Source organism: Escherichia sp. MOD1-EC5990 (assembly GCF_002965285.1).
GTDB classification, from domain to species: domain Bacteria; phylum Pseudomonadota; class Gammaproteobacteria; order Enterobacterales; family Enterobacteriaceae; genus Escherichia; species Escherichia coli_F.
Window position 1 is genome coordinate 253793 of the sequence record NZ_PTRV01000003.1, and the last position, 21271, is coordinate 275063.

The window sequence follows — 21271 nt, forward strand, 5'->3', positions numbered from 1 at the left end:
AATGAAAGACCTGACACTGGATGTAAATATTATCGATTTCCCATCAATCCCTGTGGCGATGTTGCCACATCGCTGTAGCCCTGAATTGCTCAACTACAGCGTGGCGAAATTTATCATGTGGCGTAAAGAAACGGGGCTTTCTCCTGTTAACCAAAGCCAGACTTTTGGTGTCGCCTGGGACGACCCTGCCACCACCGTACCGGAAGCGTTTCGCTTTGATATCTGCGGCAGCGTTAACGAACCGATTCCCGATAATCGTTATGGCGTGAGTAATGGTGAACTTACCGGTGGACGTTATGCCGTGGCCCGCCACGTTGGCGAGCTGGACGATATTTCACATACGGTATGGGGCATCATTCGCCACTGGCTGCCTGCAAGCGGCGAGAAAATGCGTAAAGCACCGATTCTGTTTCACTACACCAATCTTGCCGAAGGGGTAACAGAGCAGCGACTGGAAACGGATGTTTATGTGCCGTTGGCGTGATGAAGAATCTTTACCGGAGTGTGAGCCAAATCACTCGCGATAAGTTTGAGCGAACAATGCCACAGGCGTATTGTTGTTGGGCTTATAATTTCTCCGGTAAGGAATACCATGTATACGCGAAATTTATTATGGCTGGTCAGCCTGGTAAGTGCGGCTCCTCTCTACGCTGCTGACGTTCCCGCCAACACACCGCTCGCCCCGCAACAAGTCTTTCGTTACAACAATCATAGCGACCCAGGTACGCTCGACCCGCAAAAGGTGGAGGAGAATACTGCCGCGCAGATTGTGCTGGATCTGTTTGAAGGTCTGGTATGGATGGACGGTGAAGGCCAGGTGCAGCCCGCTCAGGCTGAACGCTGGGAGATACTGGACGGCGGCAAGCGCTATATTTTTCATCTGCGTAGCGGTTTGCAGTGGTCAGACGGTCAGCCTCTGACGGCAGAGGATTTTGTCCTCGGCTGGCAGCGCGCGGTTGACCCGAAAATGGCAAGCCCTTTTGCTGGCTATCTGGCACAGGCGCACATTAACAATGCCGCGGCTATTGTTGCGGGTAAAGCAGATGTTACATCGCTGGGTGTCAAAGCGATGGATGATCGTACTATTGAAGTTACGCTTGAGCAGCCGGTTCCTTGGTTCACGACGATGCTCGCCTGGCCGACGCTGTTCCCGGTTCCCCATCATGTAATCGCGAAATATGGCGATAGCTGGAGTAAGCCTGCGCATATGGTTTACAACGGTGCCTTTGTGCTTGATAAATGGGTAGTTAACGAAAAGATTACTGCACGCAAAAATCCAAAGTACCGCGATGCGCAACATACGGTATTGCAACAGGTTGAGTATCTGGCGCTGGATAATTCGGTCACCGGCTATAACCGCTATCGCGCGGGAGAGGTCGATCTCACCTGGGTTCCGGCGCAGCAAATTCCTGCCATTGAAAAATCACTGCCTGGCGAGCTACGAATTATCCCGCGTCTGAACAGCGAATATTACAACTTTAACCTTGAGAAACCGCCATTTAACGATGTGCGGGTGCGTCGGGCGCTATATCTTACGGTTGATCGACAGCTTATTGCGCAAAAGGTACTGGGGTTGAGAACGCCCGCAACCACGCTGACGCCGCCAGAGGTAAAAGGCTTTAGCGCGACGACGTTCGATGAACTGCAAAAGCCAATGAGTGAGCGTGTCGCGATGGCAAAAGCCTTGCTGAAACAGGCGGGATACGACGCCTCTCATCCGCTACGCTTTGAGCTGTTCTACAACAAGTACGATCTGCATGAAAAAACCGCGATAGCGTTGTCTTCCGAATGGAAAAAATGGCTGGGTGCACAGGTGACGCTGCGCACAATGGAGTGGAAAACCTATCTTGATGCCCGACGAACCGGTGATTTCATGCTGTCTCGGCAGTCGTGGGATGCGACGTACAATGATGCTTCCAGCTTTCTGAACACGCTCAAAAGCGATAGTGAAGAAAACGTCGGTCACTGGAAAAATGCGCAGTATGACGCCTTACTAAACCAGGCCACGCAGATCACTAATGCGACAAAGCGTAATGCGTTGTATCAGCAGGCAGAAGTGATCATCAACCAGCAGGCACCGCTGATTCCTATCTACTATCAGCCGTTAATCAAACTGCTTAAACCCTACGTTGGCGGTTTTCCGCTGCATAATCCGCAGGATTATGTCTACAGCAAAGAGTTGTATATCAAGGCACATTGATGCCTTTATCGCTGTCGGAGCACGTCCGGCGGCGCTATTCACGCTGATCTCCTGTGACTCGACGCGGCAGATAATGTAGTATCTCCGGCAATATTGCCCCTTTGAAGGCTGGCGAATAAGTTGAGGAATCAGAATTAATGAGCGATATGGCAGAGCGCCTTGCGCTACATGAATTTACGGAAAACGCCTACTTAAACTACTCCATGTACGTAATCATGGACCGTGCGTTGCCGTTTATTGGTGATGGTCTGAAACCTGTTCAGCGCCGCATTGTGTATGCGATGTCTGAACTGGGACTAAATGCCAGCGCCAAATTTAAAAAATCGGCCCGTACCGTCGGTGACGTACTGGGTAAATACCATCCGCACGGTGATAGCGCCTGTTATGAAGCGATGGTCCTGATGGCACAGCCGTTCTCTTACCGTTATCCGCTGGTTGATGGTCAGGGGAACTGGGGCGCACCGGACGATCCGAAATCGTTCGCGGCGATGCGTTACACCGAATCCCGGTTGTCGAAATATTCCGAGCTGCTATTGAGCGAGCTGGGGCAGGGTACGGCTGACTGGGTGCCAAACTTCGACGGTACTTTGCAGGAGCCGAAAATGCTACCTGCCCGTTTGCCGAACATTTTGCTTAACGGCACCACCGGTATTGCCGTCGGTATGGCGACCGATATTCCACCGCATAACCTGCGTGAAGTGGCTCAGGCAGCAATCGCGTTAATCGACCAGCCGAAAACCACGCTCGACCAGCTGCTGGATATCGTGCAGGGGCCGGATTATCCGACCGAAGCGGAAATCATCACCTCGCGTGCCGAGATCCGTAAAATCTACGAAAATGGTCGCGGTTCTGTGCGTATGCGCGCGGTGTGGAAGAAAGAAGACGGTGCGGTGGTTATCAGCGCATTGCCGCATCAGGTTTCTGGTGCGCGCGTACTGGAGCAAATTGCTGCGCAAATGCGCAACAAAAAGCTGCCGATGGTTGACGATCTGCGCGATGAGTCTGACCACGAGAACCCGACCCGTCTGGTGATTGTGCCGCGTTCCAACCGCGTGGATATGGATCAGGTGATGAATCACCTTTTCGCCACCACCGATCTGGAAAAGAGCTATCGTATTAACCTTAATATGATCGGTCTGGATGGCCGTCCGGCGGTGAAAAACCTGCTGGAAATCCTCTCCGAATGGCTGGTGTTCCGCCGCGATACCGTACGCCGCCGACTGAACTATCGTCTGGAGAAAGTCCTCAAGCGCCTGCATATCCTCGAAGGTTTGCTGGTGGCGTTTCTCAATATCGACGAAGTGATTGAGATCATTCGCAATGAAGATGAACCGAAACCGGCGCTGATGTCGCGGTTTGGCCTCACGGAAACTCAGGCGGAAGCGATCCTCGAACTGAAACTGCGTCATCTCGCCAAACTGGAAGAGATGAAGATTCGCGGTGAGCAGAGTGAGCTGGAAAAAGAGCGCGACCAGTTGCAAGGCATTCTGGCGTCCGAGCGTAAAATGAATAACCTGCTGAAGAAAGAACTGCAGGCAGACGCGCAAGCCTATGGTGACGATCGTCGTTCGCCGTTGCAGGAACGCGAAGAAGCGAAAGCGATGAGCGAGCACGACATGCTGCCGTCGGAACCCGTCACCATTGTGCTGTCGCAGATGGGCTGGGTACGCAGCGCTAAAGGCCATGACATCGACGCGCCGGGCCTGAATTATAAAGCGGGTGATAGCTTCAAAGCGGCGGTGAAAGGCAAGAGTAACCAACCGGTAGTGTTTGTTGATTCCACCGGTCGTAGCTATGCCATCGACCCGATTACGCTGCCGTCGGCGCGTGGTCAGGGCGAACCGCTCACCGGCAAATTAACGTTGCCGCCTGGGGCGACCGTTGACCATATGCTGATGGAAAGCGACGATCAGAAACTGCTGATGGCTTCCGATGCGGGTTACGGTTTCGTCTGTACCTTTAACGATCTGGTGGCGCGTAACCGTGCCGGTAAGGCTTTGATCACCTTACCGGAAAATGCCCATGTTATGCCGCCGGTGGTGATTGAAGATGCTTCCGATATGCTGCTGGCAATCACTCAGGCAGGCCGTATGTTGATGTTCCCGGTAAGCGATCTGCCGCAGCTGTCGAAGGGCAAAGGCAACAAGATTATCAACATTCCGTCGGCAGAAGCCGCGCGTGGCGAGGATGGTCTGGCGCAACTGTACGTTCTGCCGCCGCAAAGCACGCTGACCATTCATGTTGGGAAACGCAAAATTAAACTGCGTCCGGAAGAGCTACAGAAAGTCACTGGCGAACGTGGACGCCGCGGTACGTTGATGCGCGGTTTGCAGCGTATCGATCGAGTCGAGATCGACTCTCCTCGCCGCGCCAGCAGCGGCGATAGCGAAGAGTAGTATGCCGGGGAGGGTATTGCTTCCTCCCGCTTGCAAGGAACGCCGGATGAAACGTTAAGTCGTCATCCGGCAGCATATTCAACCCCCGGAAACGATAAAAATTCCCTTGAAACCGTTGTTTATTCATGCGTTGCGATTAACAATACGCTTTTCCAGAGAGCGGCTTTTAACAATGCCCTAACCTGATTTCAGGTGACGTACAATGCCAGTCTCTCAGACCTTCAGAGGGTGTTATGCTATATATCTTTCGTCTTATTATTACCGTGATTTACAGCATCTTAGTCTGTGTATTCGGCTCCATTTACTGCCTTTTCAGCCCGCGTAACCCGAAACATGTAGCCACCTTTGGGCATATGTTTGGTCGTCTTGCGCCGCTGTTCGGCCTGAAAGTTGAGTGTCGCAAACCTGCAGATGCTGAAAGCTACGGCAATGCTATTTATATTGCTAACCACCAGAACAACTATGACATGGTGACAGCATCGAACATCGTGCAACCGCCGACGGTGACGGTAGGTAAAAAGAGTTTGCTGTGGATCCCCTTCTTTGGTCAGTTGTACTGGCTAACCGGCAACTTATTGATCGACAGAAATAACCGCACTAAAGCTCACGGCACCATTGCAGAAGTAGTGAATCACTTCAAAAAACGCCGTATTTCCATCTGGATGTTCCCGGAAGGTACCCGCAGCCGTGGTCGCGGCCTGCTGCCGTTCAAGACCGGAGCATTTCACGCGGCAATTGCGGCAGGCGTCCCGATTATTCCCGTGTGCGTCTCTACAACTTCGAATAAGATTAATCTTAATCGACTGCACAATGGCTTGGTTATTGTCGAAATGCTGCCGCCAATTGACGTGAGTCAGTATGGTAAAGACCAGGTTCGCGAGTTGGCTGCCCATTGTCGTTCGATAATGGAACAAAAAATCGCTGAGCTCGATAAAGAAGTCGCAGAACGCGAAGCCGCCGGAAGAGTTTAAGTCGGCAATCTGTATTTTTGCGGGGAACACTTTCCTGCACGGTATTACTTTAGCCAGTTTTACATGGAGCAAATATGTCACTCAGTCGGCGTCAGTTCATTCAGGCATCGGGGATTGCACTTTGTGCAGGCGCTGTTCCCCTGAAGGCCAGCGCAGCCGGGCAACAGCAACCGCTACCCGTTCCGCCGCTGCTTGAATCTCGCCGTGGGCAACCGCTGTTTATGACTGTACAACGTGCGCACTGGTCATTTACGCCAGGAACGCGCGCATCGGTCTGGGGAATCAATGGTCGTTACCTGGGGCCGACTATCCGCGTCTGGAAGGGCGATGATGTTAAGCTGATCTACAGTAACCGCCTGACAGAAAATGTCTCAATGACGGTGTCTGGTTTACAGGTGCCTGGCCCGCTGATGGGCGGTCCGGCACGGATGATGTCGCCAAACGCTGACTGGGCACCCGTATTACCCATTCGCCAGAACGCAGCGACATTGTGGTATCACGCTAATACCCCCAATCGCACGGCTCAGCAGGTCTATAATGGCCTTGCCGGAATGTGGCTGGTGGAAGATGAAGTCAGCAAGTCGCTGCCTATCCCCAACCATTATGGTGTGGATGATTTTCCGGTCATTATCCAGGATAAACGGCTGGATAACTTTGGTACGCCAGAATACAACGAACCGGGAAGCGGCGGCTTTGTTGGAGATACGCTGCTGGTCAACGGTGTACAAAGCCCGTACGTTGAAGTCTCGCGTGGCTGGGTGCGCTTGCGACTGCTGAACGCGTCGAACTCTCGTCGCTATCAACTGCAGATGAGCGATGGTCGCCCGTTACATGTGATTTCTGGCGATCAGGGATTCTTGCCTGCTCCTGTATCGGTGAAGCAACTTTCGCTGGCACCGGGCGAGCGCCGCGAGATTCTGGTGGATATGAGCAACGGTGATGAAGTGTCGATCACCTGTGGCGAAGCGGCGAGCATTGTTGATCGTATTCGTGGCTTCTTTGAGCCATCCAGCATTCTGGTTTCTACGCTGGTGCTCACGTTGCGCCCTACCGGGCTACTGCCGCTGGTTACTGACAGCCTGCCGATGCGCCTGCTGCCAACTGAAATTATGGCCGGTTCGCCGATTCGCAGTCGCGATATCAGTCTGGGTGATGACCCGGGTATCAATGGGCAGCTGTGGGACGTCAACCGTATTGATGTCACCGCGCAGCAAGGAACGTGGGAACGCTGGACGGTACGCGCGGACGAGCCGCAAGCGTTCCATATTGAAGGCGTGATGTTCCAGATCCGTAACGTGAATGGCGCGATGCCGTTCCCGGAAGACAGAGGCTGGAAAGATACCGTTTGGGTTGACGGACAAGTGGAGCTGCTTGTTTATTTCGGTCAGCCTTCCTGGGCGCACTTTCCGTTCTACTTCAACAGTCAGACGCTGGAAATGGCGGACCGTGGCTCGATTGGGCAACTGTTGGTCAATCCGGTACCGTAATGGACCAATTCAATGCCCCACAGAGTGGTGGGGCGATACAAGGATGAATCATGGATGGCATGGGATGGATGATTATTTTGGTACTTCCCTTTCTTTGGATGGGCTATGGACTGGCGTTGTTAATCATAACGGGGTGCGCTTTTGAATCTAAGAGGATTCGTCGCGTTCTGCTATGGGGTGTTGCGCCCCAGTTTATTATTCTTTGTATTACGACCTTATTGCTTTATTGGATTAACTCTCGGTTAATTTATGTTTTTGTCTTTTTTCAGCCGGTTTTATGCATCACTACGGCAATTTTTTTGTTTGCTGGTAAAAAAACACAATATTCCAGATTGCTGTTTACTCTGTCTCATGTGATTTTTCTCGCTGGAGTTTTATATCAGGGGCATAGGGAAAATCTGCAACACATAATTAATAGCGACTGGAAGGAATATAAAATAACGCGTTTATTTGAGCAAGTGCAGGACAATGGAGCGCATGCGCTGAATAACGATGTAACTTGTTCAGAATTAATGCAACTACTCACCCTGGCAGCGGAACGTGATGACGTCAAAGAAGAGACGTTACGTACTCTTATTGCAAAGAGAGTATCGCCATTTCTGACAATGTCAGATAACTGTACGGGTGAGGATTCAGTAGAGATTTATTCTGTAGATACTACACCTTTTATGGCGGCTATTCAGAATCATAATATACATTCTGTTCGTTTTTTTAGTCAATTGCTTATGGGAAACTCACCAAAAGCAAAAAATAATCGTGACATTGTGCGCCGGGCAAACCCTTTGATCGAAGTGTATAAATATAGTCATGGTTCAAAAAAACAACGTAACTCAGGGTTAGAAATAAGTAAGCAATTAATCGCTATTATGCCAGAACTATTAACAGATGCCGTCTGGCGTGCCGTGCTCAATGTATATGATGCCGATGCAGCACGATGGTTCTGGCGTAAGCAACCACCAGAAAATCGGTTGTATCGCTTAAAGGCTATGGCATTAATACCACAAACAGATGCGCTGTTGGCAGAGATTCGACATACTCCAGAGGTACTGAATATCTCGTCTGAGGGGGACCTGAATGAAGAGGAGTTTCTCCATTTCTTAATTTATGGAGGAGATACCGCTGTAATACATGCACTGGTTGAAAAAGGAATAGTTAACTGGCAGCACCTTATGAACATTGAGGGGTTTGATAAGGACCCCTTAATATGGTCTATTTCAAAACTGGGAGAAAACGACAATGACCGGGAGGTTTTGGCATTAATTATTCATGATATTAATGCGCAAAACGCACTGCCGGAGGAACGCATTGCCAAATATTTAACGTGGACGGGAGCAATGGGCGAGATTTTTTTAAAGGCGGGCGTACATTGTGATAAGTTATATGCGGCAATTGAGTCCGACAAAAAGCGAAATAATGGCATGTATAGTCAAAACGCCAGGGAAGAAGTGGATCGCGTATGTACGCCCACAAAATAGGAGCAGTTTGGGGCGGTTAAGGAATAAAAAATAAATGCCTTTCGCTATCTGTCAGGGCGAATCTCACCATTTGCTATACCTTCCATTGGCGATGAACAGTATTCTACCCGCACTTTTTTTACGATTGCGTTGAAGCATTACAACGCCCGCGCCATCCGCGCGTTTAGCCGCTTTCTGCAAGGAAATTCCTCAAAAGCGCAGGAATATCGCGCGATTGTTCATCAAAAAAATCCACTGCAGCAGATGTACCGGGGAATAAGTTTGCCAATTCGTTTTAGTGAAGAAGAGATCGCCCGCCACATTGTTGCCGCTCGCGAGATAAGCCTCACCTTGCTGCCCCTGATGCCAGAATTATTAAACGAAGAGGCGTATGCAAATGTCATTGATGCTAATGACAGCGCAACGCTGAAGGCTTTTTGGCAGATCCAGCTGCCGCCCACGCCGGTTTTACGCCTGGAAGCGATGTCGGTAATTCCCATGACAGCGGCACTGGTTCAACAGGTGAGGGAGTCACCAAAGCGGCTTGAACTGGAAGATAAAAGTGGCAGGACAGTACTAACTTACATCGTGCGCTTTGGGAATATTGCCGCAGTACAGGCACTGATTGACGCTAATCTGATCGACTGGCAACGGCTCCGCCAATCGACAGGAAGGTCAACACCATTATTACTGGCGATCTGGCGACAAAAATACGACGATGATTATGTAATCTTCCCATTGATTTTAAAGGACATGCTGGCAAAAAATGCGCCACCCTCAGCAGAGGAAATAATGAACTGCATTAAGGATGGTATGACCGCAGATGATTTTTTATCTGCCGGAATGAGCAACACGCAATTCTGTTCTGCGATTGAACAAAGCCTCCAGGCGAAAACGTCAGTATTACCGGCGAATCGATTACGCCATCTGCAATCCTCGCGGTGTGCAAAGCTGTAACCAACCGGAAGTTAAGTCATCCGCTGAAAACATCGCATTAACTTTTCGATTTCTCTTTCGTTCCGGCTTATAATCCCCGGCCTTTGATTATTTTTTTATCATTTCTGGAAGCAAAATGAGCTCTATCTCCCTGATCCAACCGGATCGCGACCTGTTCTCCTGGCCGCAGTACTGGGCCGCCTGTTTTGGACCGGCACCGTTTTTGCCGATGTCTCGTGAAGAGATGGATCAACTTGGCTGGGATAGCTGCGACATCATTTTGGTTACTGGCGACGCGTATGTCGATCACCCAAGCTTCGGGATGGCGATTTGCGGTCGTATGCTTGAAGCGCAGGGCTTTCGCGTCGGGATCATCGCCCAGCCAGACTGGAGCAGCAAAGACGATTTCATGCGTCTGGGTAAACCGAATCTGTTTTTCGGTGTTACTGCTGGCAACATGGACTCGATGATCAACCGCTATACCGCCGATCGCCGTTTACGTCATGACGATGCCTACACACCGGATAACGTCGCGGGTAAGCGCCCGGATCGCGCCACCCTGGTTTATACCCAACGCTGTAAAGAGGCGTGGAAAGATGTGCCGGTGATCCTCGGCGGTATTGAGGCTAGTTTGCGTCGTACCGCGCATTATGATTACTGGTCTGATACCGTGCGCCGTTCCGTGCTGGTGGATTCCAAAGCCGACATGCTGATGTTCGGTAACGGTGAGCGTCCGCTGGTGGAAGTGGCGCATCGTCTGGCGATGGGTGAGCCGATTAGTGAAATCCGCGATGTGCGTAATACCGCGATTATCGTAAAAGAGGCGTTGCCAGGCTGGAGCGGTGTGGATTCCACCCGTCTTGATACTCCTGGGAAAATCGACCCGATCCCGCATCCGTATGGTGAAGATTTGCCGTGCGCGGATAACAAACCGGTGGCCCCGAAAAAGCAGGAAGCGAAAGCCGTAACCGTGCAGCCACCGCGCCCGAAACCGTGGGAAAAAACTTACGTATTGCTGCCTTCTTTCGAGAAAGTGAAGGGCGATAAAGTGCTGTACGCTCATGCTTCGCGTATTCTGCACCATGAAACCAACCCAGGCTGCGCGCGTGCGCTGATGCAAAAACATGGCGACCGCTATGTATGGATCAACCCGCCTGCCATCCCGCTTTCTACCGAAGAGATGGACAGCGTCTTTGCGCTGCCGTACAAGCGCGTGCCGCATCCGGCTTACGGTAATGCCCGAATTCCGGCTTACGAAATGATCCGTTTCTCGGTCAACATTATGCGCGGCTGCTTTGGCGGCTGCTCTTTCTGCTCTATTACCGAGCATGAAGGTCGCATTATTCAGAGCCGTTCGGAAGATTCGATCATCAACGAGATTGAAGCGATCCGCGACACCGTGCCAGGCTTTACGGGCGTGATTTCCGATCTCGGTGGGCCAACTGCCAACATGTATATGTTGCGCTGCAAATCGCCGCGCGCCGAGCAGACTTGCCGCCGTTTATCGTGCGTTTACCCGGATATTTGTCCTCATATGGACACTAACCACGAACCGACGATCAACCTCTATCGCCGCGCGCGTGATCTGAAAGGCATTAAAAAGATCCTCATCGCTTCCGGCGTGCGTTATGACATCGCCGTGGAAGATCCGCGCTATATCAAAGAGCTGGCGACCCATCACGTTGGCGGTTATCTGAAGATTGCCCCGGAACATACCGAAGAAGGGCCGTTATCGAAGATGATGAAGCCGGGCATGGGCAGCTATGACCGCTTTAAAGAGCTGTTCGATACTTACTCGAAACAGGCAGGTAAAGAGCAATATCTGATCCCGTATTTCATCTCCGCACACCCCGGTACGCGTGATGAAGATATGGTGAATCTGGCGCTGTGGCTGAAAAAGCATCGCTTCCGTCTCGACCAGGTACAGAACTTCTACCCGTCGCCGTTGGCTAACTCCACCACCATGTATTACACCGGGAAAAACCCGCTGGCGAAGATTGGTTACAAGAGTGAAGACGTCTTCGTACCGAAGGGCGACAAACAGCGTCGTTTGCATAAAGCGTTGTTGCGTTACCACGATCCGGCAAACTGGCCGTTAATCCGTCAGGCGCTGGAAGCGATGGGTAAAAAGCATCTGATTGGCAGCCGTCGTGATTGCTTAGTGCCTGCGCCAACCATTGAAGAGATGCGCGAAGCCCGCCGTCAGAACCGCAATACCCGTCCGGCGTTGACTAAACATACGCCGATGGCGACCCAGCGTCAGACACCTGCTACGGCAAAAAAAGCGTCGTCTACGCCATCTCGCCCGGTGAATGCTGGCGCGAAGAAACGCCCTAAAGCGGTGGCAGGTCGTTAAGTGAAATGTGCCCGGCAGCAATGATGCTGCCGGGAAATTTATAACCTTGGTTTATAAGGACTGTTACGAACGTCTAAGCGGTAATGCGCTCTTGCTGTTTCGTCTTTAACTTGCTGAATTTCCGGACGCAGGGCGTCAATATCCTGTTGCAGTTGATTAATTTTGTTATTCAATGCCTGAATATCATGTTCCAGGTGTTCAATTTTGGCATTGCTGGTACAGCCAGCAAGACACAGCGCCAGCGGAATGGATAAGATAAGTTTGTTCATTATGAATTCCAGAACCGTCATTCCGCATACATACGTAAGCAGCGCAGGCAATCGAAATAGTCCTGGGCGTCAAGGCGCGTATTGGCTCTGTTAGCTTCGGATTTTGCCGCATAGATTTGCGGGCGTAATGCTTTCATATCCTGCTCAAGTCGGGCAATTTTGGCATTTAACGTCTGTACGTTGCTCGCCAGCTGATTGACCTTTTGCTCATTGACGCAGCCGCTGAGCAAGCAGGTTGCCAGAACAACAGCCCCCACGGTGAAAATCGTTTTCATATAGTATTCCCTTTTATTTATTGTTCCGACTAATTGTTATTTTATTCAGCTCATTGCTTTAATCTGGCGGCGGTTTTCACCTCAATCTGTTTAAGTAGGCTGCCGCTGTTTAGACGGATAAAATCAGCGATTTCCCACTTACCTTCGCGCCGCTGTAAAATCAATTCTTGCTCTTCGTTGTTGCCATTGGTCAGCGTAAAACGAACATGAATGCGGGCGGAATCGGCGGTTTTCTCCAGGACTCGAATTTCATCAACGCGTGAAAATAGCGACTCTTCGCCAAAACAGATCGGATTGTCGTAAATAAATTGCCGTTCTATTTGCATATCCTCATCGGGATTGTTGGCAGTCTTGAAGGTGGTTTTATAGAAGGCATTGACCGCCTGGCGGTAAGAGTCGGAAACCACCCACGTCCACGGCCAGCTATAATCAGCAATATGTTCAAAGAGTTCGGCAACAAAGGCTTCCGGCTGTTCTTTTTGCAACGAAGCTATAGCGGCCAGCGTTTTTTCATTCTCGCTATTAACTGCTTGTAAGACGCTGCCATGATTGCTGACAATATCGTCAATGACCCAACGACCATTTTCCGCCACCATTTTCAGTGTCTGCGTGGTCTTTTCTTTATCGTCTTTAAAGATACGAAAGCGCACAACGGCATCGGCATGATCGGCGTCAGGTTGGGTTATCGCTACGCTTTCTAACACCAGATCGCCAAAATCCTGACAATCACAAACCGGATCATAATCCAGCCAGCCAATATTGCCCGGCAGCGTAAGATTGTCGTTCAGGGTAAGCGCCTGTTGAATACGCGCAGAAGTTATCGCTCGCTCTCCGGTTTCACCAAAATAAGGCGTACTGGCATCTGATTTATAGTTCTGATAAATCTGCCGGACTGTTTGTTCTACGGTCTGTGAGGGAGGCTGTGCGTGTACGGTAAAACTTGCCAGGGCTGCTAAAAACAGAAGTATTATTTTCATCTGTTTTTCACCTCTCCGTTGCGTTCATCCCGGGTGTAGATGAATTGTTCCTTTAAGAGCTTCCGGCTCTGCATGATGATGCCCTTATATTTGGCGTTCCTGAACAAGGAAGAGTAACAATGGGCGTGACGCGAGGGGAATAAATGATTTCTGAAAAGTCCGGTAGCGGAACATTACCGCCACCGGAAGAATTTGCGCGTTAGCCGCCGAACTGGTCGGGATCGGGGCCGAGGCGTTTGCCCTGGTCGAGTTTGGCAATTTCACCTAGCTCGTCTTTGTCGAGACGGAAATCCCAGACATCAAAGTTTTCGGCAATACGTGAAGGTGTGACCGATTTCGGGATCACCACCAGGCCGTTATCCAGATGCCAGCGGATAACAATCTGCGCCGGGGTTTTGCCGTATTTATCTGCCAGATCGCGAATGACTTTCTGATCGAAAACGCCTTTCCCACCTTGCGCTAATGGGCTCCAGGATTCGGTCTGGATTTTGTGTGTCGCGTTCCAGGCGTGAAGCTGGCGTTGCTGCATCAGCGGGTGGAGTTCAATCTGGTTTATCACCGGCGTCACGCCAGTTTCATCAATCAGGCGTTGCAGGTGGTGGATCTGGAAGTTGCACACGCCGATGCTTTTGATTAAGCCCTCTTTTTGCAATTCGATCATGCCCTTCCATGCTTCGACATAATGGTCGATAGCAGGAACGGGCCAGTGCATTAAGTAAAGGTCGACATAATCAAGCTGGAGTTTTTTCAGGCTGTCGAGCAGGGCTTCGCGGGGGCGCTTGTGGTCGTCGTTCCAAAGTTTAGTGGTGATGAACAGTTCTTCTCTGTTAACTGAGGCATTTTTCAGGGCTTTGCCGACACCTTCTTCGTTCTTATAGGCCGCGGCGGTATCAATCGAGCGATAACCCACGTCTAACGCTTTTTGAATGGCAGTGATTACTTCCTCATTACTTGCTTGCCAGACGCCCAGTCCCAACTGGGGCATGACATTGCCATCCTGTAGCTTAATAACGGTTGGATTAGCCATACGTTCCTCCTTTATATGAACTCACCGGAGCAGGCTCCGGTGAGGTGTTGTGAACTTAAGTCTGGACGAAATGCCCGAAAACGAAAGTTTGAGGCGTAAAAAGCTTAGCGGGCGGCTTCGTATATGCGGCGGCTGACATCCAGCGTAATGTCATGATTTTCGCCCAGTTGGGTCATACCGTGCTCTTCCAGTTTTTTCAACAAAGCCGGGATGGAGCTGCCGTCCAGACCGTAGTCGGAGAGGTGGGTCGGCACGCCTAATTGCTCAAAGAAATTGCGGGTTGCGGCAATCGCGGCGTCAATACGCTCATCGTCAGAACCTTCTGTGATGTTCCAGACGCGTTCAGCATATTGCAGCAGTTTAGCGCGTTTAGTGTCGCGTTTCTCATTCCACAGTGCAGGCAGGACGATAGCCAGCGTTTGCGCGTGATCCAGACCGTGCATCGCAGTCAGTTCGTGGCCCAGCATATGCGTTGCCCAATCCTGGGGTACACCTGCGCCAATTAAACCGTTCAGCGCCTGAGTCGCCGCCCACATAACGTTGGCGCGTACATCGTAGTTTTCTGGCTCTTTCAGGGCTTTCGGACCATCTTCGATCAGCGTCAGCAAAATGCCTTCTGCGAAACGGTCCTGAATTTTGGCATCAACCGGTTTGGTAACATACTGTTCCACGGTGTGCACAAAGGCATCCACTACACCGTTAGCCACCTGACGCGGCGGCAGAGTGTAGGTATAAACCGGATCGAGCACGGCAAATACCGGCTGAACATGGGCAGAATGGAACGCCTGCTTGTCGCCTGTAGTTTTACGGGAGATGACCGCACCTGCGTTGGATTCTGAACCGGTCGCTGGCAGCGTCAGCACACAGCCCATCGGGATAGCGCTTTTAATCTCTTTACCGCCCGTTTGCAGAATGTGCCACGGATCGATATTTTCTGGATAGTTAGCCGCCGCAGCGATAAATTTGGTGCCGTCCAGTACAGAACCGCCGCCAACCGCCAGCAGGAAGGTTACTTTCTGTTCGCGAACCAGTTTCACGGCGTTCATCAGCGTTTCATAAGCCGGGTTTGGCTCAATACCGCCAAATTCCAGCACGTCCATGCCTTTCAGGGCATCCAGAACTTGATCGAGAACGCCGGTTTTTTTCACGCTGCCGCCGCCGTAGGTAATCAATACGCGAGCATCGTGAGGAATTTGTTCGCGTAAACCAGCGATTGCGCCTTTACCAAAAAGAATGCGGGTTGGGGTGTGCAGATTAAAGTTGTTCATTACTTGCTCCCTTTGCTGGGTCAATATGAGGGCAGAGATCGGTCTGCCTGATGTTTTTCATTGTGGTCGCCAGCGCCGTACCTCTCAATGCTCATTTCTGCCAATGTCTTGCCTATTTCTCCAGAGTGCTGGAGAAATGCGACAAAATTGCGCACAATCAAATTGCCGCATTATTCCTAAGAAATTACGCGATATGAAACGTGAAGAGATTTGCCGCTTGCTGGCGGGTAAAGTTAATAAACTGAAAAATAAAGAAAATAGTTTATCAGAGCTATTGCCCGATGTGCGTTTGTTGTATGGCGAGACGCCTTTCGCACGTACGCCGGTGATGTACGAGCCTGGCATCATAATTCTCTTTTCTGGGCATAAAATCGGTTATATCAATGAACGCGTGTTTCGTTATGATGCAAATGAATATCTGCTGCTGACGGTGCCGTTGCCGTTTGAGTGCGAAACTTATGCCACGTCAGAGGTACCGCTGGCAGGGTTGCGTCTCAATGTCGATGTTTTGCAGTTACAAGAGCTGTTGATGGACATTGGCGAAGATGAGCATTTTCGGCCGTCGATGGCAGCCAGCGGGATTAACTCTGCCACGTTATCAGAAGAGATTTTATGTGCGGCGGAGCGGTTACTCGATGTGATGGAGCGACCGCTGGATGCGCGTATTCTCGGCAAACAGATCATCCGCGAAATTCTGTACTACGTGCTGACCGGACCTTGCGGTGGCGCGTTACTGGCGCTGGTCAGCCGTCAGACTCACTTCAGCCTGATTAGTCGTGTGCTGAAACGAATTGAGAATAAATACACCGAAAACCTGAGCGTCGAGCAACTGGCGGCAGAAGCCAACATGAGCGTATCGGCGTTCCACCATAATTTTAAGTCTGTCACTAGCACCTCGCCGTTGCAGTATTTGAAGAATTACCGTCTGCATAAGGCGCGGATGATGATTATCCACGACGGCATGAAGGCCAGTGCAGCAGCGATGCGCGTCGGCTACGAAAGCGCGTCGCAATTTAGCCGTGAGTTTAAACGTTACTTTGGTGTGACACCGGGGGAGGATGCGGCAAGAATGCGGGCGATGCAGGGGAGTTAAATGCGTTCCCGGTACCGCAACCGGGAACGGGGGAAATTGTCAGGCGTTACAGTATTTCTTTTTAATCACCACAAACAGCGTGCCTAACAAGCCTGCAGTTAACAAGGCAATCGGCAGGATCATCAGGAATGTCATTACCTGATCTTCATGCCGTTTAACGAACGGAATCATGCTTAAGGCATAGCCGAAACTGGTTACTACGCTGACCCACAGCAATCCGCTTAGCCAGTTGAAAAACTGGAAGCGGCGGTTTGGCAGACCGGAAATACCCGCCATGGTTGGCAACAGCGTACGGACAAATGCGAGAAAACGTCCAGCCAGCAGCGCCAGCAGACCGTGACGGTCAAACATACAGGTAGCACGCTGGTGATATTTGGCAGGAAGCTGTGCCAGCCAGCCTTTCACCGTTTTAGTATTCCCTAACCAGCGCCCCTGAATATAACTTAACCAGCAGCCCAAACTTGCTGCGGCGGTCAGGATCGCAATCGTTGGCAGAAAATCCATAACCCCCTGGGCAATCAATGCGCCTGCCAGTATCAACAAGCTGTCGCCTGGCAAAAATGAGGCGGGCAGCAGGCCGTTTTCTAAAAACAGCGTGGCAAACATGACAAAGTAAACAACGCTAACAATATGAGGATCCGCCAGCGCGGCAAAGTCGTGTTGCCAGAGCGCAGCGATGATATCTTGAATAACAGCCATGGACTTTCCTGTGGAACAGCGTTTAAGCCTTTATCTGCCTATTGTACTCCTGAATCACCCGGGACGCCTTGATCCCGGACGCAACAATTTAAGACTTTTCACAATTAAATGTCTGCAAATTTGTCCAAACTGGCAACATTACACAATTCGCGCAAAACCGGCGTCCAGATCGGCAATCAAATCATCGACATCTTCCAGACCAATATGCAGGCGAATCAAGGTCCCGCTAAAATCGATCTCGCCTTGCGGGCGAATGGCGGCGATATGTTCTGGTTGATTTGCCAGGATCAACGATTCATACCCGCCCCACGAGTAGGCCATGCTGAATAAACTGTAGTTATCCAGATAGTTCGCCAGCTCTTCATCATTGAGTTTTTTCTTAAGCACAAAGGAAAATAGCCCGCTGCTACCTGTAAAGTCTCGTTGCCAGAATTCGTGACCTTTACTGCCAGGCAGAGCAGGGTGGTTAACTCGCGCTACTTGCGGATGTTCCGCCAGCCATTCAGCTACTTTCAGGCTACTTTCGTGATGTTGACGCAGGCGAACACCCAAAGTGCGCAGGCCACGACTGGTTATATAGGCGGTATCGGCATCGACCATCTGCCCCATCAGATAGGCATTCTCCCGTAGCTGCTCCCAGCAACGGGCATTGCATACGGCAGTACCAATCATCGCATCTGAATGCCCAACCAGATATTTAGTAGCGGCCTGAATGGAAACATCAATGCCAAAATCCAGCGCCTTAAACAGCACGCCGGCCGCCCAGGTGTTATCGATCATAATGATGGCATCTGGCACTACACTGCGCACGGCGGCAACAATCGCCGGAACGTCGTGGACTTCCATGGTGATGGAGCCCGGCGATTCCAGAAATACAATTTTAGTGTTTGGCTGTAGATGTTTAACAATATTCGCGCCAATCAGCGGATCAAACCACGATGTCGTTACGCCCAGTTTGCTGAGGATTTTGCTACAGAAATCCTGACTCGGTTCATAGGCGGTGTTGGTCATCAACACATGATCGCCCTGTTTGACAAAAGCAAGAATGGAATTAGCAACCGCTGCTGCTCCGCAGGGGAACAGCACGCAGCCTGCGCCACCTTCCAGTTCGCACATCGCTTCTTGTAAGGAGAAATGGGTTAACGTTCCACGCCGTCCATAAAACAACTCGCCATTGGCGCGATTGCGTGTCGCGTGTTTTTTGGCTTCCACACTGTCAAAGACCAGCGAAGACGCGCGCTGAATCACGCTATTTACCGCGCCGAGAGTGTATTTTTTGCTGCGTCCTGCGTTGACCAGTTGAGTATCAAGCTTGTTTTCCGCCATGTCCGGATTCCTGTTTTTATACGTCTGGATGTCTAAACTAGCATGAATATTCGCGGGCGCATCCTGAAGAATTGGCATAAAGCAGAAAATTTTTGCAAATGGCGTGCTGGTGACTTTTTTACTGCGTAAACGCAAGGAAAAGAAAGCAAAGGTACGGCAGTATGCAAATAGTAATGAGAACGACTATCAATTCGACGTCGTTTTGATATTATTATGCGCAGATTTTGTGACTTGCGTCCTGGAGATACACAGTGGGTAATAATTTAATGCAGACGGACCTTTCCGTCTGGGGTATGTATCAGCACGCCGATATTGTCGTTAAGTGCGTGATGATTGGGCTTATTTTGGCCTCCGTAGTCACTTGGGCAATCTTCTTCAGTAAGAGCGTTGAGTTCTTTAATCAGAAGCGTCGTCTTAAGCGCGAGCAGCAACTGCTGGCTGAAGCGCGTTCCTTAAACCAGGCCAACGATATCGCTGCTGATTTTGGTAGCAAAAGCTTGAGCCTGCATTTGCTCAATGAAGCGCAGAATGAGCTGGAACTGTCAGAAGGCAGCGACGATAACGAAGGTATTAAAGAACGTACCAGCTTCCGTCTGGAGCGTCGGGTCGCCGCCGTGGGGCGTCAAATGGGCCGCGGTAACGGCTACCTTGCAACCATCGGCGCGATTTCGCCGTTTGTGGGCCTCTTTGGTACGGTCTGGGGCATCATGAACAGCTTTATCGGTATTGCGCAAACGCAGACCACTAATCTGGCTGTCGTTGCGCCGGGTATCGCAGAAGCTCTGTTAGCAACGGCAATCGGCCTCGTGGCAGCGATTCCTGCGGTCGTTATCTATAACGTATTTGCACGCCAGATTGGCGGCTTTAAAGCGATGCTGGGTGATGTCGCAGCGCAGGTATTATTGCTGCAAAGTCGTGACCTGGATCTGGAAGCCAGCGCCGCTGCGCATCCGGTTCGTGTCGCCCAAAAATTACGCGCAGGATAATGTTCGATGGCAATGCATCTTAACGAAAACCTCGACGATAACGGCGAAATGCATGATATCAACGTGACGCCATTTATCGACGTGATGTTGGTTCTGCTGATTATCTTTATGGTGGCAGCGCCGTTAGCGACGGTAGATGTGAAGGTGAACTTGCCTGCTTCTACCAGCACGCCGCAGCCTCGTCCGGAAAAACCGGTTTATCTGTCGGTGAAGGCGGACAACTCGATGTTTATCGGTAACGATCCGGTCACCGATGAAACAATGGTTACAGCGCTGAATGCGTTAACCGAAGGTAAGAAAGATACCACTATCTTCTTCCGTGCGGATAAAACTGTCGATTACGAGACGTTGATGAAGGTAATGGATACGCTGCATCAGGCGGGTTATCTAAAGATAGGTCTGGTTGGCGAAGAAACTGCCAAAGCGAAGTAAAGACAATTGCCTGATGCGCTACGCTTATCAGGCCTACAAAATCTATCGCAACATATTGAATTTGCATGACATGTAGGCCGGATAAGGCGTTTAGACCGCATCCGGCAAGAGTTAAATGCATAATGATGCCCGGTTGCTTTTCGCAACCGGGCATTTTTTTAGCCTAAATGTTCGCCGCCGCACACGCCGTGTACTTCTGCGGTGACATAGCTCGACTCCTGACTTGCCAGATAAACATACACTGGGGCCAGCTCCGCCGGTTGTCCTGCACGTTTCATTGGTGTTTGCTGACCAAACTGCGGGATCTTATCCTGCGTCTGTCCACCGGAAATTTGCAGTGCCGTCCAGATCGGGCCTGGTGCAACAATATTCACCCGAATACCTTTCTCCGCGACCTGCTTCGCCAGGCCACGGCTGTAGTTCAGAATCGCCGCCTTCGTAGCCGCATAGTCCAGCAAATGTGGGCTTGGCTGGTACGCCTGGATTGACGAAGTGGTGATGATACTGGCACCTTTCGGTAGCAGGGGGATCGCTTCCTGGGTTAGCCAGAACAGTGCGAAAACGTTAATGGCAAACGTCTTTTGAAACTGTTCGCTGGCGAGGTCTGCAATATCAGGAATGGCAACCTGTTTCCCGGCGACCAGCGCCATAATATCCAGCCCGCCTAGCGCCTTATGCGCTTCGTGAACCAGCGAACGGGCGAATTTCTCATCGCTTAAATCGCCAGGCAGCAGGACGGCTTTGCGTCCGCATTCTTCAATGATCTTTTTCACATCCTGAGCGTCTTCTTCTTCCACAGGAAGATAACTGATCGCCACGTCAGCGCCTTCACGCGCGTAAGCAATGGCGGCAGCGCGACCGATTCCGGAATCGCCCCCTGTCACCAGTGCTTTACGATCTTTCAGGCGACCGCTACCAACATAGGTTTTCTCGCCGCAATCCGGCACCGGTGTCATTTTCGCCTGGATGCCTGGCGTCGGTTGTTTCTGTTTGGGATATTCACCAGTGTAATACTGCGTGGTCGGGTCTTTTAAATGAGACATTGTTTTTCTCCCTTCAGGTTCAACGTCCTTTAAGGGTAGACGCTCTCGATGCGTTGATAAGGGAACCAGGAAGATC

Annotated in this window: 19 protein-coding genes; 11 read left to right on the forward strand and 8 right to left on the reverse strand. The window is 50.9% G+C overall.

From position 1 onward, the window contains the following. Position 1: 1 nt before the first annotated feature. From BEB42_RS05280 to BEB42_RS05315, 8 genes are all read left to right on the forward strand, one after another. On the forward strand, positions 2-484 hold the full coding sequence (locus tag BEB42_RS05280) for an AraC family transcriptional regulator (protein ID WP_000654138.1): 483 nt from the start codon (positions 2-4) through the stop codon (positions 482-484). A gap of 108 nt (positions 485-592) precedes the next feature. Next, positions 593-2200, forward strand: coding sequence for an ABC transporter substrate-binding protein (locus BEB42_RS05285; RefSeq protein ID WP_001352933.1), 1608 nt, complete (start codon positions 593-595; stop codon positions 2198-2200). 137 nt (positions 2201-2337) lie between these two features. Beyond that, positions 2338-4596, forward strand: a complete 2259-nt coding sequence (gene parC / locus BEB42_RS05290; protein WP_001281881.1) for a DNA topoisomerase IV subunit A — start codon at positions 2338-2340, stop codon at positions 4594-4596. A gap of 233 nt (positions 4597-4829) precedes the next feature. Next, entirely contained in the window at positions 4830-5567 is a 738-nt protein-coding gene (gene plsC / locus BEB42_RS05295) for a 1-acylglycerol-3-phosphate O-acyltransferase (protein WP_000965713.1), read from the forward strand. A gap of 74 nt (positions 5568-5641) precedes the next feature. Then, positions 5642-7054 carry a cell division protein FtsP gene (gene ftsP, locus BEB42_RS05300; protein ID WP_000059405.1) on the forward strand — a complete coding sequence of 471 codons (1413 nt, stop codon included), beginning with the start codon at positions 5642-5644 and terminating at the stop codon, positions 7052-7054. Positions 7055-7104: 50 nt separating this feature from the next. Further along, on the forward strand, positions 7105-8529 hold the full coding sequence (locus BEB42_RS05305; protein ID WP_000348903.1) for a hypothetical protein: 1425 nt from the start codon (positions 7105-7107) through the stop codon (positions 8527-8529). 261 nt (positions 8530-8790) lie between these two features. Beyond that, the gene (locus tag BEB42_RS05310; RefSeq protein WP_227456947.1) at positions 8791-9465 is read left to right on the forward strand and encodes an ankyrin repeat domain-containing protein; all 675 of its coding nucleotides are present in this window, start codon (positions 8791-8793) and stop codon (positions 9463-9465) included. Positions 9466-9580: 115 nt separating this feature from the next. Beyond that, positions 9581-11800 carry a YgiQ family radical SAM protein gene (locus BEB42_RS05315; RefSeq protein WP_000095185.1) on the forward strand — a complete coding sequence of 740 codons (2220 nt, stop codon included), beginning with the start codon at positions 9581-9583 and terminating at the stop codon, positions 11798-11800. A 38-nt stretch (positions 11801-11838) separates the two neighbouring features. Here the strand turns inward: BEB42_RS05315 and BEB42_RS05320 are convergent, their stop codons facing one another. The 5 genes from BEB42_RS05320 to yqhD form a co-directional block, all read right to left on the reverse strand. After that, positions 11839-12069: an LPP leucine zipper domain-containing protein gene (locus BEB42_RS05320; protein WP_001037461.1), complete on the reverse strand. Its 231-nt coding sequence runs from the start codon at positions 12067-12069 to the stop codon at positions 11839-11841. Between the two features lie 17 nt (positions 12070-12086). Beyond that, positions 12087-12344 (reverse strand): lipoprotein YqhH, encoded by a 258-nt coding sequence (gene yqhH, locus BEB42_RS05325; protein WP_000848528.1) that lies wholly within the window; start codon positions 12342-12344, stop codon positions 12087-12089. Positions 12345-12394: 50 nt separating this feature from the next. Continuing rightward, complete coding sequence (locus tag BEB42_RS05330) at positions 12395-13321, reverse strand: YbjP/YqhG family protein (protein ID WP_105267204.1); 927 nt, start codon at positions 13319-13321, stop codon at positions 12395-12397. Positions 13322-13520: 199 nt separating this feature from the next. Then, on the reverse strand, positions 13521-14348 hold the full coding sequence (dkgA, locus tag BEB42_RS05335; RefSeq protein WP_000013131.1) for a 2,5-didehydrogluconate reductase DkgA: 828 nt from the start codon (positions 14346-14348) through the stop codon (positions 13521-13523). Between the two features lie 104 nt (positions 14349-14452). Further along, on the reverse strand, positions 14453-15616 hold the full coding sequence (gene yqhD / locus BEB42_RS05340) for an alcohol dehydrogenase (protein ID WP_001058802.1): 1164 nt from the start codon (positions 15614-15616) through the stop codon (positions 14453-14455). A 193-nt stretch (positions 15617-15809) separates the two neighbouring features. Here yqhD and yqhC point away from each other — a divergent pair, with 193 nt between their 5' ends. Continuing rightward, on the forward strand, positions 15810-16709 hold the full coding sequence (gene yqhC / locus BEB42_RS05345; RefSeq protein WP_001332907.1) for a DNA-binding transcriptional regulator YqhC: 900 nt from the start codon (positions 15810-15812) through the stop codon (positions 16707-16709). Between the two features lie 39 nt (positions 16710-16748). On the opposite strand, the gene yghB is transcribed toward yqhC, so the two are convergent. Continuing rightward, positions 16749-17408: a DedA family general envelope maintenance protein YghB gene (gene yghB / locus BEB42_RS05350; protein ID WP_000268419.1), complete on the reverse strand. Its 660-nt coding sequence runs from the start codon at positions 17406-17408 to the stop codon at positions 16749-16751. Positions 17409-17546: 138 nt separating this feature from the next. After that, positions 17547-18734 carry a cystathionine beta-lyase gene (metC, locus tag BEB42_RS05355; protein WP_001352935.1) on the reverse strand — a complete coding sequence of 396 codons (1188 nt, stop codon included), beginning with the start codon at positions 18732-18734 and terminating at the stop codon, positions 17547-17549. A 251-nt stretch (positions 18735-18985) separates the two neighbouring features. Between metC and exbB the strand changes: the two genes are divergently transcribed. Further along, positions 18986-19720 (forward strand): tol-pal system-associated acyl-CoA thioesterase, encoded by a 735-nt coding sequence (gene exbB / locus BEB42_RS05365; protein WP_000527844.1) that lies wholly within the window; start codon positions 18986-18988, stop codon positions 19718-19720. Positions 19721-19726: 6 nt separating this feature from the next. Continuing rightward, on the forward strand, positions 19727-20152 hold the full coding sequence (gene exbD, locus BEB42_RS05370) for a TonB system transport protein ExbD (RefSeq protein WP_001240714.1): 426 nt from the start codon (positions 19727-19729) through the stop codon (positions 20150-20152). A gap of 158 nt (positions 20153-20310) precedes the next feature. Here exbD and yghA read toward each other — a convergent pair whose 3' ends face one another. Beyond that, on the reverse strand, positions 20311-21195 hold the full coding sequence (gene yghA / locus BEB42_RS05375) for an NADP(+)-dependent aldehyde reductase (RefSeq protein WP_000018753.1): 885 nt from the start codon (positions 21193-21195) through the stop codon (positions 20311-20313). Between the last annotated feature and the right edge of the window lie 76 nt (positions 21196-21271).

Coding starts and splice junctions, on each gene's coding strand:
- BEB42_RS05280 (WP_000654138.1), top strand. CDS start 2: ATGAAAGACCTGACACTGGATGTAAATATTATCGATTTCCCATCAATC.
- BEB42_RS05285 (WP_001352933.1), top strand. CDS start 593: ATGTATACGCGAAATTTATTATGGCTGGTCAGCCTGGTAAGTGCGGCT.
- parC (WP_001281881.1), top strand. CDS start 2,338: ATGAGCGATATGGCAGAGCGCCTTGCGCTACATGAATTTACGGAAAAC.
- plsC (WP_000965713.1), top strand. CDS start 4,830: ATGCTATATATCTTTCGTCTTATTATTACCGTGATTTACAGCATCTTA.
- ftsP (WP_000059405.1), top strand. CDS start 5,642: ATGTCACTCAGTCGGCGTCAGTTCATTCAGGCATCGGGGATTGCACTT.
- BEB42_RS05305 (WP_000348903.1), top strand. CDS start 7,105: ATGGATGGCATGGGATGGATGATTATTTTGGTACTTCCCTTTCTTTGG.
- BEB42_RS05315 (WP_000095185.1), top strand. CDS start 9,581: ATGAGCTCTATCTCCCTGATCCAACCGGATCGCGACCTGTTCTCCTGG.
- BEB42_RS05320 (WP_001037461.1), bottom strand. CDS start 12,069: ATGAACAAACTTATCTTATCCATTCCGCTGGCGCTGTGTCTTGCTGGC.
- yqhH (WP_000848528.1), bottom strand. CDS start 12,344: ATGAAAACGATTTTCACCGTGGGGGCTGTTGTTCTGGCAACCTGCTTG.
- BEB42_RS05330 (WP_105267204.1), bottom strand. CDS start 13,321: ATGAAAATAATACTTCTGTTTTTAGCAGCCCTGGCAAGTTTTACCGTA.
- dkgA (WP_000013131.1), bottom strand. CDS start 14,348: ATGGCTAATCCAACCGTTATTAAGCTACAGGATGGCAATGTCATGCCC.
- yqhD (WP_001058802.1), bottom strand. CDS start 15,616: ATGAACAACTTTAATCTGCACACCCCAACCCGCATTCTTTTTGGTAAA.
- yqhC (WP_001332907.1), top strand. CDS start 15,810: ATGAAACGTGAAGAGATTTGCCGCTTGCTGGCGGGTAAAGTTAATAAA.
- yghB (WP_000268419.1), bottom strand. CDS start 17,408: ATGGCTGTTATTCAAGATATCATCGCTGCGCTCTGGCAACACGACTTT.
- metC (WP_001352935.1), bottom strand. CDS start 18,734: ATGGCGGAAAACAAGCTTGATACTCAACTGGTCAACGCAGGACGCAGC.
- exbD (WP_001240714.1), top strand. CDS start 19,727: ATGGCAATGCATCTTAACGAAAACCTCGACGATAACGGCGAAATGCAT.
- yghA (WP_000018753.1), bottom strand. CDS start 21,195: ATGTCTCATTTAAAAGACCCGACCACGCAGTATTACACTGGTGAATAT.